The 12,791-nt window shown below is 49.7% G+C and carries 13 protein-coding genes; 2 read left to right on the forward strand and 11 right to left on the reverse strand.

The window, feature by feature from the left end:
- Positions 1–4 precede the first annotated feature (4 nt).
- The 10 genes from proB to EDC14_RS17050 all read right to left on the reverse strand — a co-directional run bounded on the left by proB (position 5) and on the right by EDC14_RS17050 (position 9,575).
- Entirely contained in the window at positions 5–1,138 is a 1,134-nt protein-coding gene (gene proB, locus EDC14_RS17005) for a glutamate 5-kinase (RefSeq protein ID WP_243662978.1), read from the reverse strand.
- Between the two features lie 2 nt (positions 1,139–1,140).
- Positions 1,141–1,446 carry a YhbY family RNA-binding protein gene (locus EDC14_RS17010; RefSeq protein WP_132015501.1) on the reverse strand — a complete coding sequence of 102 codons (306 nt, stop codon included), beginning with the start codon at positions 1,444–1,446 and terminating at the stop codon, positions 1,141–1,143.
- 380 nt (positions 1,447–1,826) lie between these two features.
- The gene (gene obgE, locus EDC14_RS17020; protein WP_341540166.1) at positions 1,827–3,104 is read right to left on the reverse strand and encodes a GTPase ObgE; all 1,278 of its coding nucleotides are present in this window, start codon (positions 3,102–3,104) and stop codon (positions 1,827–1,829) included.
- An 83-nt stretch (positions 3,105–3,187) separates the two neighbouring features.
- Positions 3,188–4,294, reverse strand: a complete 1,107-nt coding sequence (locus tag EDC14_RS17025) for a sensor domain-containing diguanylate cyclase (RefSeq protein ID WP_165908086.1) — start codon at positions 4,292–4,294, stop codon at positions 3,188–3,190.
- A gap of 113 nt (positions 4,295–4,407) precedes the next feature.
- Positions 4,408–5,367: a beta-ketoacyl-ACP synthase III gene (locus EDC14_RS17030; RefSeq protein WP_132015504.1), complete on the reverse strand. Its 960-nt coding sequence runs from the start codon at positions 5,365–5,367 to the stop codon at positions 4,408–4,410.
- Positions 5,368–5,377: 10 nt separating this feature from the next.
- A complete protein-coding gene (gene fapR, locus EDC14_RS17035) occupies positions 5,378–5,986 on the reverse strand; it encodes a transcription factor FapR (RefSeq protein WP_165908087.1) in 609 nt (202 codons plus the stop codon).
- A gap of 71 nt (positions 5,987–6,057) precedes the next feature.
- Positions 6,058–6,204 (reverse strand): hypothetical protein, encoded by a 147-nt coding sequence (locus EDC14_RS26850; RefSeq protein ID WP_165908088.1) that lies wholly within the window; start codon positions 6,202–6,204, stop codon positions 6,058–6,060.
- A gap of 255 nt (positions 6,205–6,459) precedes the next feature.
- A complete protein-coding gene (locus EDC14_RS17040; protein WP_132015506.1) occupies positions 6,460–7,347 on the reverse strand; it encodes a carbohydrate ABC transporter permease in 888 nt (295 codons plus the stop codon).
- Positions 7,344–8,234: a carbohydrate ABC transporter permease gene (locus EDC14_RS17045; RefSeq protein WP_132015507.1), complete on the reverse strand. Its 891-nt coding sequence runs from the start codon at positions 8,232–8,234 to the stop codon at positions 7,344–7,346. Before EDC14_RS17045 ends, EDC14_RS17040 begins: the two co-directional genes overlap by 4 nt.
- Before the next feature lie 90 nt (positions 8,235–8,324).
- Positions 8,325–9,575 carry an ABC transporter substrate-binding protein gene (locus EDC14_RS17050; RefSeq protein ID WP_132015508.1) on the reverse strand — a complete coding sequence of 417 codons (1,251 nt, stop codon included), beginning with the start codon at positions 9,573–9,575 and terminating at the stop codon, positions 8,325–8,327.
- Between the two features lie 193 nt (positions 9,576–9,768).
- Between EDC14_RS17050 and EDC14_RS17055 the strand changes: the two genes are divergently transcribed.
- Entirely contained in the window at positions 9,769–10,791 is a 1,023-nt protein-coding gene (locus EDC14_RS17055) for a LacI family DNA-binding transcriptional regulator (RefSeq protein WP_132015509.1), read from the forward strand.
- Positions 10,792–10,821: 30 nt separating this feature from the next.
- Here the strand turns inward: EDC14_RS17055 and EDC14_RS17060 are convergent, their stop codons facing one another.
- Positions 10,822–12,063, reverse strand: a complete 1,242-nt coding sequence (locus EDC14_RS17060; protein WP_243662979.1) for a glycoside hydrolase family 30 protein — start codon at positions 12,061–12,063, stop codon at positions 10,822–10,824.
- Between the two features lie 395 nt (positions 12,064–12,458).
- On the opposite strand from EDC14_RS17060, the gene EDC14_RS17065 reads away from it, so the two are divergent.
- A partial coding sequence (locus EDC14_RS17065) for a transposase (protein ID WP_132015511.1) occupies positions 12,459–12,791 on the forward strand: 333 nt, incomplete at its 3' end.

Below are 12,791 nucleotides of genomic sequence, written 5' to 3' on the forward strand. Positions count from 1 at the left end.
CCCCCTAGTTTAAAGCCGTAATCACCAGATTATCCCGGTGAATCACCTCATCGGCAGTTTTAAACCCCAGAATCATTTCGATTTCAATGCTTTTTTTGCCCATAATCTTCTGCAGATGTTCCATGCCATAATTGGTCAAACCCCGTCCGAGCTCCATTCCTTCGGAATTGACGACTTGAATCATATCCCCTTCCTCAAACTCGCCGTGCAGTTCGGAAATTCCCGAAGGTAACAGACTCTTCCCCTGGCGGAGCAAGGCCCGTTCCGCGCCGGCATCCACCACGACCGCGCCATTGACTTGGGGGCCATACGCGATCCACCGTTTGCGGCTGGAAACCACATTATGGGAGCTTAAAAAGGCCGTCCCCACCGGTTCTCCGTTGAATATCCGCTGAATTCTGGAAGGTTCGTTGCCATTCATTAATACCATGGAGGTCCCGGCGGCCGTCGCCATCTGGGCGGCCTCAATTTTGGTAACCATTCCTCCGGTCCCCCACGAGCTGCCGGCTCCGCCGGCCATCGCCCGGATATGCTGGTCAATCTCGACCACTACCGGAATGAGTGTGGCCGAATGGTCTTTGCGTGGATCGGCGGTGAATAAACCATCCACATCCGAAAGGAGGATCAACAAATCGGCTTCGATCAATCCGGCCACTAAAGCCGAGAGCGCGTCGTTCTCGCCGATCTTCAGTTCCTCAGTGGCCACCGTGTCGTTCTCGTTGATGATCGGGATGGCCCGGTATTGCAGCAACGCCAGAATCGTATTCCTGGCGTTCAGGTAGCGTTTTCGATCGCTGATGTCATTACGGGTCAATAGAACCTGCGCCACGATCGGTCCGTATTCGGAGAAGAGTTTCTCGTAAACCTGCATCAACAAGCCTTGGCCAATGGCCGCCATTGCCTGCCGCTCAATAATGGAGGATGGGCGTTCGTTGAGGCCCAGGCGGCCCAGACCGGCCCCGACGGCTCCGGAGGTTACCAAAACCACTTCTTTGCCCTGATTTTGCAGATCGGCCAATTGGCGCACCAACTGTTCCATGCGGTTCAGATTGAGCTTACCGCTGGCATGGGTTAAAGTGCTGGTACCGACCTTCACCACGATCCGCCGTGCTTGCTGTAAACGGCCCAAATAATCCACTTTCATCCCTCCCCGGAAAGGTCGATCCTGGGGGAACGGCCCGTCTCCGGCGGACGATAAAAAAGAATATTCCTGCCGATAACCTGCACCACGTCGGCGCCAGTCGCCTCCGCCAGTTCCGAAGCGGTCTCCCGGGTATCCCACTCGGTATGCGGGAGCACTCTGCCCTTCACCAGTTCGCGGGCAGAAAGAGCTTGATCCAGCTGCTCGATGGTATTGGCGGTAATGCCGCCTTTTCCGACAATGAGGATCGGTTCCAATTCATTTCCCATGCTTCGTAAGATACTCCGCTGCTTGCTCGTTAACAAAACTTTAGCCCTCTCTCTCTTTACCTTTGCACGATATGGAAGAATATCAACTCTTTCTTCGAAAATGTAGTTCCGTCGGCTCGCCCGGTCTACGGTGGGCTTGCCGATATTAGCCAAAATTATAGCATATTTTGGCGAAGAACGCTAAAAAAAAGTGAAGCCGGAAGCTTCACCCATTGTTTAACCGATTTTGTCTTTACGAATTTGGCGACGGTGGTTTTCATAGCTGGGATCGCCTTTGCGCCATGAACTGTTGGGTCTTTCGCGGACAACCGCCGTTTCGGTGACGATAAATTCGTTTCGGGCGGTACAATAATAGATCGCCTCACCTCTTCGACAATTCCCACACTCCAAACAAAGCACCGTTTCACCCTCCCGTTTTAATCTTCACCGGAATACGTAAACTCAAAATCGCCAATCCGAACCAGATCACCTTCTTTGACTCCGGCGTTCACCAAGGCTTCCTCGACGCCCCATCGCTTTAACAACTTTTGCATGCTGCGGACCGACTCGTCGTTTTCCAGGTCGAAACGGGCGATTCGCTTGGTTAAAGCGGCGTTTTCAACGATATAGACGGACCCATCCCTCAGCACTTGGATCTCGGATGTTTCACCCGCGGGTTGAAGAGGGGTCAGCGGTTCCGGGAGAGGAACCGCCGCTGCTTTCGGCAGTTCGTCCAACTTCTGAATGATCATATTCAGTAGCTCGTCGATTCCGGCTCCGGTGGCTCCAGACAGGGAGTATACGGGAACCGGCGCCAGTTTCGCTTGAAATTCTTCAAAATTGGCGCGGGCTTCCGGCAGATCCATTTTATTGGCGACAACCAACTGCGGCCGGTGCGCCAAATCGGGATTGTACAATTCCAGCTCCTGGTTGATCTGCAGATAATCCTGATAGGGATCGCGCCCTGAAAAGCCCGAGAGATCCACCAGCTGGATCAGCAATCGCGTTCGCTCCACATGGCGTAAAAACTGATGGCCTAGGCCAACTCCTTGATGAGCGCCTTCGATCAGACCGGGAATATCAACCGCCACAAAGCTCCGTCCCTTATAGTCCACCACCCCCAGATTGGGTGTGAGGGTGGTAAACGGATAGTCGGCGATTTTCGGGCGAGCCGCCGAAATTTTGGAGATCAGCGTCGATTTCCCGGCATTGGGAAAACCGATTAACCCAACATCGGCAATGAGCTTCAACTCCAACTCCACCCATAACTCCGAGCCCAGCTCCCCTTTTTCCGAGAAGCGCGGCGTCTGGCGGGTCGGAGTTGCAAAGTGAGAATTACCACGTCCGCCACGACCGCCCCGCAAGATTACAAATTCAGCTCCGGGAGTCGTCAAATCCGCAATCAACGCTTTGGATTCCGCATCTCGAATGATCGTTCCGACTGGAACGGGAATTCGCAAATCTTCGCCATCTTTTCCGAACCGGTTGACCGCCTCTCCGTTGCCGCCATTGCCGGCCTTGAAATGATGCTGATACCGAAAATCGCTGAGTGTCGACAGATTGCTATCCACTACGAATATGATATGACCGCCGCGTCCGCCATCCCCTCCATCGGGACCGCCGCGGGAAACATACTTTTCACGCCGAAAACTGACTGCTCCGGAACCGCCTTGTCCCGATTTCAAAAAGATTTTTGCATAATCTAGAAACAACAACTACACCTCATTAATTATTATTCGACGACTATCCGGAATTATCCTTTCCAGAATAATGGAAGTTTGGACTGGTTTTTGACGAATCATGCGAGTTCTTGGTGTAGGATCACCTTGTTTCGCCCATCGTTTTTAGCCCGATACAAAGCCTCGTCAGCTCCGCCAATTAGGTTTTCGATCTCTAACAGAAGCTGCTCGTCATCGAGCAGTTTGGAATGATCGGATGTTTCGGAGAGCCCATGGACTCCAAAACTGGCGGTAATGGCTAACTGTTTGTCGGCGCAAAACCGTCGTTTGACAATGTTTCCCCGCAAACGTTCCGCCAATATCATCGCATTCTCGGCTGGAGTTTGAGGGAGTAAAATAACAAATTCCTCGCCGCCAAAGCGGCAAGCGACATCATATTCCCGGACCGATTTTTTGATGAAATCACCAAATTCGGTCAATAACTGATCGCCGACCTGATGACCGTATTGTTCGTTGACGGACTTAAAATAGTCCAAATCGACAAAGAGAATGGATAACGGTTGCTTAAAGCGCCGGGCCTTTTTGATCTCTTCCCGAATGCGCTGCATCAAAAAGTTGCGGTTGTATAAGCCGGTCAGCGGATCGGTGGTCGCATGCTGATAGAGTTTGGAAAGATTCACGTACAAGCGCGCATTCTCAAGTGCCGTCTCCTTGGTCACCTGATAGAGACGCGCGTTATCCAGATGCACGGCTATCCGGGGAGCGAACGCATTTAACACCGCAAACTGGTTTTGGGTAAAAGCATCCTGATCTTTAAAAAGGATGATCAATCCGAGCAGTTTGCTCTGGACGCTGAGCGGAATCATCATCAGGCTGCGATAAAATTCCGCCATTCCTTTTAATTCCGGAGCATCGGGAAGCGATTCATGCAAGCCATTCAGTATTAAAGCCTCTGGAGTCCTGACGGTTCTTTCAAGAACCCCGTCGGGCTGGCGCAACACTTTGGTGACTCCATTGATATGGGTCGTCGGAATGCCGCTGATCGTTTTGATCTTCAGTTCGTTGGGAACCGTTTCGATCCAATACACGATACCCGATACCGCTGCGGTTTCTCGGATTACCGTGTTCAAAATGTTCTTGGATAGATGAGCAAAATCAAGCTCTCCATCAAAAACATTCTCCAATTCAAAAAGTCTCTGATAAAAATCAATGTTCGCTGAATCCATTGTCAATATTAAACCACCCTTCTATCCATACCATAATATCGGCATGAATAGAGGATGGTTTAACAAATTTTCACTTCGCTCGAATCTCAGCAACGAAAGAATCGGAACCGAGGTTACCACTGGATCAAAGCAGCTCCCCAACTGAGTCCGCCGCCGAAGGCTATCAACATCACATAATCGCCTTTCTGGAACCGGTGCCAATTTTCGTGCAAGGCCAAACCGATCGATGCCGAAGAAGTGTTCCCGTATTTTTCGATATTGCTGATGAACTCGATATCGCCAATGGAAAAATCTTTACCGGCCGCGATAATCCTTTGATTGGCCTGGTGTGGAATCACGTATTTAATCTGTTCCGGCTTAATCCCTACTTTAGCCGGCACCGTCTCCAACAGTTCTTTGATTTTGCTTACCGCAAATTTAAAGACCACTTTGCCGTTCTGGCGAAAATAATAATTGGAACGCCGGTCCTGCAGCAAATCGTTGATTCCGCCAATCACTACTTCTTGGGACATCGAGGGATCGGAGCCGAGTTCGGTACAGAGCAGCAAATGTTGGGGGCGATCGCTGGTGACCACCGCGGCAGTGGCGCCATCACCAAAAAGCACGCAACTGGAACGATCCGAATAGTCCGTAACCCTGGAGAGCTGTTCGCCTGCTGTAACCAGTCCGTAGCTGAGATCATTTCGGGATTTGAGAAGGCTTTCGGCCATTGCCAATCCAAAAACAAAGCCGGAGCATGCGGCATTCAGATCGAAACAAAAACCATGGTTGGCCCCGAGTTCGCGCGCGACCTCACAGGCTTGGGCCGGACTGAAGCGATCCGGAGTAAGGGTAGAGGAAACAATAAAATCCAGCTTATCCGGGTCCAACTCAATGGTATCACAGGCCATCCGGGCAGCTTTGGTCACAATTTCATAAATATTTTCTTCCGGCCGCAGGATATGCCGTTCCCGGATTCCAGTGCGGGTGGTTATCCACTCGTCGGTGGTATCGACCATTTTTTCCAAATCGGCGTTGGTCAACAGTTTTTCGGGAACCGCGGCTCCGATCGAAGAGATTCCAATTTCTTTCATTGTACTCCTCCTAGTCTTCGTCTTTTAATAGTTTCAAATAATGGGCCATTTCCAACGACATGCCATGAATCACGAAAGTCCCTTTGCAGACAATCTCTTCTTTACAGCGGACGATCACTTCAATGAAGAAGCGATGTCCTCTTTTCTCCAAGATTTGGGCCTTGGCAATCAGCTTTTCCCCGGCGCGGACGGTCCGCAAGAAATCCAGCTCCGCCTTGCCGGTGACAGCCACCTGGGCCGCAGCCACCGCGTTGGCAAGGGTGTTGGCCATGGCAAAAATAATATGGCCTCTCACGATATTGCATTTCTCAAGGCACATGGAGCGATCGGTATCGAGAAAGGATAACCCCTTCTTTCCGGGCTCGATCTCGATCAATTCGCCGACAATTTCCCGATTCGCCAGCGATTGCGAGACCCCAAAGAATTGGGAAGCCATCTCCCTGGTACGTTTGCGAACTTCGGGAATGGCCAACTCCATGCGGTCCAAACGGACCGTCGGAATACTCACCTGGAGAATCTCCGCCAGTTCCTCATCGGTGATGAAGGGATTTTGACGGATCGCATCCAGAAGCTTGCGATGGCGTTCGTTTTTTTTCATGATTTTAGGGTTGCTAGACATGATCATCCTAAACAATTTATTATTACCTGATAATAATTTTAACTCACTTCACTGATTTATGCAACCAATTTTTAGATCTTTCTTGCGTCATGGATTCTTGAGAGTAAAAATCCAAGCGCCATTATTATTCCCCAATTTTCAGGGAGTGTGAAACGAAATGCTCCGGCCGCGCCGCGCTCATCCCATCGTTCAGCCGGCTTGTAAAGCTCTTCTTCCATCCTTCACGCCTTTCGTCCAGATCTTTCATTACTCAGTCTTTGGATAGCATTCCCGAAAGAGCGGAAAACCGGCCCTTTGCTTCGGAGAGGTTGCCGGATTTTTCCGGACGAGCGTCCGGGAAAATCCGGCAACCCTTCAAAAAGAAACGGCCCGTCCGCAGCGTCATGCCTCGGACTTGGCCGTGTTTCACCTGAAATATACTATCTTCAATCCCCGGTCCCCGAGAAAACGTCTCGGAGTCCGCGCTAATCGCCCTAACCCTTCAATGCTCCCGTAGCGATACCTTCCTGAATATTTTTTTGAAAGATCAGATAGACGACGATCACCGGAATGACCGCCATAAAGTTCCCGGCCAGAATCAGCTCCCAAGAAGTGCTGTAGAGTGTATAAAACGACTGGGTCGACAGGATCAAGGTATAGTTGTTCTGATTGGAGATAAACACCAGCGGCAGCATAAAATCATTCCAAATCCAAATAATCTGCAGCAAAGCCACTGTGATATTGATCGGCTGAAGCATGGGAAAGATAATTTTTCGAAACGACTGCCAGTAGCTGGCCCCATCGATCAACGCCGCCTCTTCTACCTCCTGAGGAATCGTCTTCACAAAACCATGATAGAGGAAGATGGGCATGTTGATCCCCACCCCGATGTACACCAGGATCACGCCCCAGATTTTATTGAGGATATGCAATTGGGCGGAGACTTTGACCAACGGAATCATGATGACGGAAAACGGGATCATCATCGATGAGATAATGAGAAAAAAGATCACATTGCTAAGCACCGTTTTGGTCCGGGAGAGCTTGTACCCGGCCATCGAACTGAAGAGGACGATCCCAAAGGTGCTGCAAACGGTGATCACAAAGGTATTCAAGGCCGAATGCAAGAAGCGCATGGATTGGAAAGCGGTGACATAGTTGTTGAAGTTGAACGTTCGCGGCAGGGCCATCACCGCCTGATTCATTTCGGCCGTGGTTTTGAAGGAGTTCAGTAGGGCCATGAGCAAAGGGAAAAGAACCAACAGGCCGGTGAAGGATAAAAAAAGAAAACTGCCGATCCGGCTAGCGGTAAAGGAACCTTTTAAGAAGAGTGGCCCCGACTCAAAAAGGCGGCGCCAGTTTGGCGTTTTAACGACGCTCATAGCTCCACCTCCCGCTTCTTCATCAACGTAATTTGCAGCAATGATACCGCCAGGATCATGATGAACAGAACGATCGCCTTGGCGCAGCTATAACCCATCCGCATAGTGGTACTGAAGGCATCGTAATAAAGGTTCAAGCTGATCGAAGCGGTGGACCAACCCGGACCGCCATTGGTCAATCCGAAAATCAAATCAAAAGCCTTAAAGGAATTATTAATCGTTACAAAAGTGCAGATCGTGACCGCCGGCATGATCATCGGGAAGGTTACTTTGATGAATTTCTGAAATGGATTGGGACCATCGAGTTGTACTTGGTCCTCCAATTCTTGCGGGACCGTTCCCAATGCCGCCAGATAGATAATGATGATATAACCGAGACCTACCCATAATGATACCAGGACAATGGCCCAGAACGCGAAGAAAGGATCGGCCATCCAGGGTTGATTGAGAAACCCGACCCAGCTAAAATGCTGCCCGAGATTGGGAAATACCTTTAAGAAGAGAAACTTTAGCATATAAGCGCCGACGATCGCGCTAATCATATTGGGAAGGAAAAAAACCGTACGGAACAGCTTCCGGGTGCCCTTCAAATTCGCTATCAAATTGGCGATCAAAAGCGCCAGACAATTTTGCAGGATCACCATTATCACTGAGAAATTGAGCGTAAAAAGGGTCGCATCTTTAAAGCGGACATCTTCCGTGAAAATCTCCACATAATTACGGAACTGAACAAACTTATAAAAGGGCGCCAGCCCGTTCCAATTGGTGAAACTATACAGCAAAGACCCGACCATCGGCAGGGCCATAAAGACGAAAAAGAAGAGAAATGCCGGGGCGACAAAGATAAAAAAAGAAACCCGGCTCTGCGCGTTGTGTCTTACGGACATTCCCCAAATCCTCCATTACCTGCAATATCAATAACATAAGAGCATTGGCGCGGCAAAACCGCACCAATGCTTCTTCATCTCCCGACCGCCTTAATTGGCCAACCCGTCTTTCCAGGCTTTATCCAAAGCCTTGACGATATCGGCCCGGGTTGCCTTTTTTACGTAATAAAGCTGAAGTTGCCGGCCTACTTCCTGTTTGACGGTATTCGGCATCAGCGGATCCTCATAGCCCATCCCTTTTTTCACATACGATAAGGCGGATTCCACCCACGGATAATATTGAAAGGTATGGACCGTCGACACCGGGTTGAATTTGAGGTTTTGATACAACGCGTTCGAGTCTTTCTTGTCGAGCATGTAATTTAACAAGGCAAAAGCGACTTTTTTGTTTTTGGATTTGGAATAAACCGATAGACCTTTCGAGACCGAGATGTTGATCATGGTCTGTTTCGGATCCTCGGAGATCGGCAGCGGAGCGACAGCCAGATTGAATTTGGGGTTCGCTTTTAAGATCTCCTCCGCCATCCATGGTCCTTGGACCCACATGGCATGCTTACCCAGAGCAAACTCGGCCGCCCCGCCGGAAGCGGTGATATCCATGGCATTGGTATTGCCGTTGGCGTTGACCAGATCGATGATGTCAAAATACTCTTTTAGCTCCGCAAAGGAAGTGGTTCCTTTGTTCATCCGGCTGACAAAACCTTTATACTTGGTCTCATTCAGAGCGCCGACCAATAGCGAGTTAAAGAGCTGCGGCACCCAGTCTTCATTATACGCTAACAAAAAAGGCGTATAACCGGCAGCTTTTAGCTTTTCCACGTTGGCTTTCATCGCTGAAAGCGTCAATGCGGGAGTGATTCCCACCTTCTCAAAGATATCCTTATTATAATCATAGCCCCACCATACGCTCTCCAAGGGCATGCATTTGACCTTGCCGTCCAGCGAGATAATGCTCTTTACGTTGGCGTACAACGTCTTGACAAACGGCTGTTTGCTCAGATCTTCCAGGTAACCGGAACGATTGTACTGAGGACCCGTATTCGTCGGATGGATGAAAAAGACATCCGGCGCGTCCCCGGAAGCGAACCGGGATTGCAGAATCTGCTGCGAGTTGATGGCTGCCGGCGTCTCAAAATTTACCTTTACAGTAGTGCCGGTCTGCGTTTTATACTTTTTGATGAATTGGTTGAAATAATTGGCGTAAATTTCCCGGAATTGCGGTTGGTCAATGAAAATGTTGAGTTCGACCGTTTTTCCCGCTCCGTTGACCAGCGGGCCCGTTCCCGACAACATGCCTGCCAAGACAAACAGAAGCAACACCGAAAACCAGAAGCGCCTCATTGTCAATCCTCCCCTTTATTTCTGTTTTTATCCATATGTTTGCGTAAACATATTTTAACACCTTTAACCGATGGAATCAACATCATTTTCCATTTCATCCTATTTTTATTATCTGTCCGGCGATGCGCTTGACGGAGAAGTCAGAAGATGATAACATTTTAACAATCAATTCCGGGGGTCGGTGGAGGGTGCGATGGTCACACAACAGGATGTCGCCAAAAAAGCGGGGGTCTCTTTTATCACGGTCTCCCGAGTCATCAACAACAATGGCTATGTCAAAGAAGAAACGCGCCAGAGAGTCCTCGACACCATCAAGAAACTCAACTATTATCCCAACCACATCGGGCGGGCCCTTCATACCAAGAGCGTGAATACGATCGGCGTAATTATCCCGGCTCCCGCCCATGTGACGGTCCATGGCACCGATTACTACAATCTTTTGATGGCGGGGATCGAGCAATCAACGGCCACGAATGGCTTTGACCTGCTGCTGTCGACTTACCGGTTTGAGGATCCGCAAACGGACTATTTGCGTCTTTATTATCAACGCAAAGTTGACGGCTTGATTCTCATCACTCCCAATCTAAAAAACCCTCAAATCGGCGATATCGCGCAACAGCATATTCCGTGCGTCATCATCGGCGACCGGCCGGAAAATATGGCCATCAGTTATGTGGATACGGACAATTTTCGCGGAATGCAGCACCTCACCGAACATCTAATCGGCAACGGCCATCGACGGATCGCCTTCGTCAAGGGTCCCGGCAATGCCCGAAACGCCGGCGACCGGTTTGATGGATTTCTCCAAGCCATGCGGCAAAATAACTTACCGCTTGAGAACGACTGGATCTTCGAGGGGGACTTCGCTCCGGAATCGGGCAGGCAAGCGATGCGAAAAATTCTCGCGCTGCGCGACGCCTCCCTCAAACTGCCACTGCCCAGCGCTTTGGTTTGCGCCAATGATCTGACGGCCTTGGGGGCGCTTTCCGAAGCCAAAAACGCTGACATCAAAATTCCTGAGCAAATGGCGCTGGTCGGCTTCGACGGCATCGGCGCGACCGCCTTGACCGATCCGCCGCTGACGACGGTCAGCCAGCCTCTGTTTGATATCGGTTTTACAGCCTCGGAAATGCTTTTGAATACGTTAAAAGACCCCCTGCGGCCCCAAGAGAATAAAATTTTCCCAGTCGAGCTGATTCGTAGAAAAAGCTCTTAATCGGACGAAGGAATGTCAGACGGTCATCCGCTAATCCAGGAGAATGGTCTGGATGGAGTGCCCCGGGCTAAGAACGGTAAACCTTTCGCCCAGTATTTCCAGAGTAAATTGGCGTTCCTCACCGGTCCGATTCAACGCAACCACGACGATGACTCCATTGGGATTCAAAAACGCCGTCAGTTCAAGATAGGCGCCGTCCATCAAGCACCCGATCCGCCGGGCGCCGCGTTCGATAAACTTGCTGAAATGACCCATATAATAGTAGGAACTCTGAAAAAACACCTCTCCGGTATCGGTATTGACGATCACCGGCGCATCGCAAAAGTTTCCGGCGTGATTGGGTCCGCCGTGGTGATCCAATACCATGTTCCAATCGATCCATCCGACCGTACCGCTGTTTAAGTCGCCCATGATATTGTGGGCATAGATTTCACCGCGATCCCATTGACCCAGTTTCACGCCGTTTTCAATGCATCCCTCGGTGAAAATCAATTTTTTCGACGGGAACTCGCGGTAGGTCTTTTCCACATTGACAAATTGAGCGCCGGAATACCAATGAAAGCCGATACCCCAGATATATTTTGCCGCCTCCGGATTGGACAGGGTCCTTTTCGCCCGGTCATAGAGCAGATCCCGGTTATGGTCCCAGATCAAAATCTTTTTATCGCCCAAACCTTCTTTTTGAAGCAGCGGTCCTAAATGATTCGCGATGAAATCCGCTTCCGCTTCGGCCGAGTAGATACAGGAATCCCAGGTCTGCGTGGCCAAAGGTTCATTTTGGACGGAGACCCCCCAAATAGGTATCCCTTCCTTTTCATATTCCCGGATGAATTTCATAAAAAATCGGGCCCAGGTATCCCGGTATTCCGGTAGGAGACTGCCGCCGTGATTCATGGTGCCGTTCGTTTTCATCCAGGCGGGAGGGCTCCAAGGTGAAACCAACAGATCAATGGGACCGCCTGCCACCGCCATGGCAGCTTTAATCCAAGGGATTAAGTGCTTCCGGTCCCGAGCGATCTGAAAATGTTGGAGTTCCGTATCCCCCGCGCTATCGTCGCATGAATAATTCCCCAACGAAAAATCGCAGCTATTCATATGTACCCTGCAAAGGCGATAATTGATTCCGGAATCGGAAGCAAAGTAACGGTCGATAATCATGTTGCGTTTTTCGGCACTGATTTGTGAAAGGACATGGGCGCCCGCCTCGGTAAAGGCGCCGCCAAATCCCAAAAGCGACTGGTATTGTTCACTCGGGTCAATCCGAACATGCATCGGATTCGTTATGCTCCTGCTTTCACCGACCAATTTCGAAATCCTGGTAATGCGTTGATTGCTATTCTGAGAGGTTTGAAAGACTTGCGCATTCCGGTAACGGTCTCTGATAGGAAGGGTTTCTTCATTTTGATGGATTCTCATCCGGCATCTCCTCAAATATGATATACGTAAACATATGGATTCTAATTAATCATAGCTTGCATGCGCCATGAAATCAAGAGCGAATTCCGGCGAGGCTATACCGCGCAAAGAATGAGTCCGGGTTTTTCCGCGCCAAATAAAAGGGGCTGTTGCAAAATGAACATGTAAGTTCATTTCCAACAGCCCCTTTTTTTGCTTACAAAGAAATTGCGGGCTCCGCAGAGCCCGCAAAAGCTGTATAATTTAGTTTTGTGAACAAAAAACTATACAACAAGAATTATACCGAATTTGATGGACACTATCAACTAATTCTTCCCTTAAATTATGAGGTGTTAATACCAGGGGATGACTCAGTTCGACTGCTTAGCCAAATATTGGAGGGATTAAACTACGAAAAGCTAAGCATGGCATACTCCTCAAAAGGGAGAAAACCGGCAGTCGAGCCCAAAATCCTGTTCAAAGTATTAACGTATGCGTACATGAACAACCTCTATTCCAGCCGTAAGATTGAAACAGCCTGTCGCAGAGATATCAATTTCATGTGGCTTTTACATGGCCGAAAAGCACCGGACCATTCAACCATC

Source organism: Hydrogenispora ethanolica (assembly GCF_004340685.1).
Classification (GTDB): domain Bacteria; phylum Bacillota; class UBA4882; order UBA8346; family UBA8346; genus Hydrogenispora; species Hydrogenispora ethanolica.

Coding starts and splice junctions, on each gene's coding strand:
- EDC14_RS17025 (WP_165908086.1), bottom strand. CDS start 4,294: ATGGATTCAGCGAACATTGATTTTTATCAGAGACTTTTTGAATTGGAG.
- EDC14_RS17030 (WP_132015504.1), bottom strand. CDS start 5,367: ATGAAAGAAATTGGAATCTCTTCGATCGGAGCCGCGGTTCCCGAAAAA.
- fapR (WP_165908087.1), bottom strand. CDS start 5,986: ATGTCTAGCAACCCTAAAATCATGAAAAAAAACGAACGCCATCGCAAG.
- EDC14_RS26850 (WP_165908088.1), bottom strand. CDS start 6,204: ATGGAAGAAGAGCTTTACAAGCCGGCTGAACGATGGGATGAGCGCGGC.
- EDC14_RS17040 (WP_132015506.1), bottom strand. CDS start 7,347: ATGAGCGTCGTTAAAACGCCAAACTGGCGCCGCCTTTTTGAGTCGGGG.
- EDC14_RS17045 (WP_132015507.1), bottom strand. CDS start 8,234: ATGTCCGTAAGACACAACGCGCAGAGCCGGGTTTCTTTTTTTATCTTT.
- EDC14_RS17050 (WP_132015508.1), bottom strand. CDS start 9,575: ATGAGGCGCTTCTGGTTTTCGGTGTTGCTTCTGTTTGTCTTGGCAGGC.
- EDC14_RS17055 (WP_132015509.1), top strand. CDS start 9,769: ATGGTCACACAACAGGATGTCGCCAAAAAAGCGGGGGTCTCTTTTATC.
- EDC14_RS17060 (WP_243662979.1), bottom strand. CDS start 12,063: ATGCATGTTCGGATTGACCCGAGTGAACAATACCAGTCGCTTTTGGGA.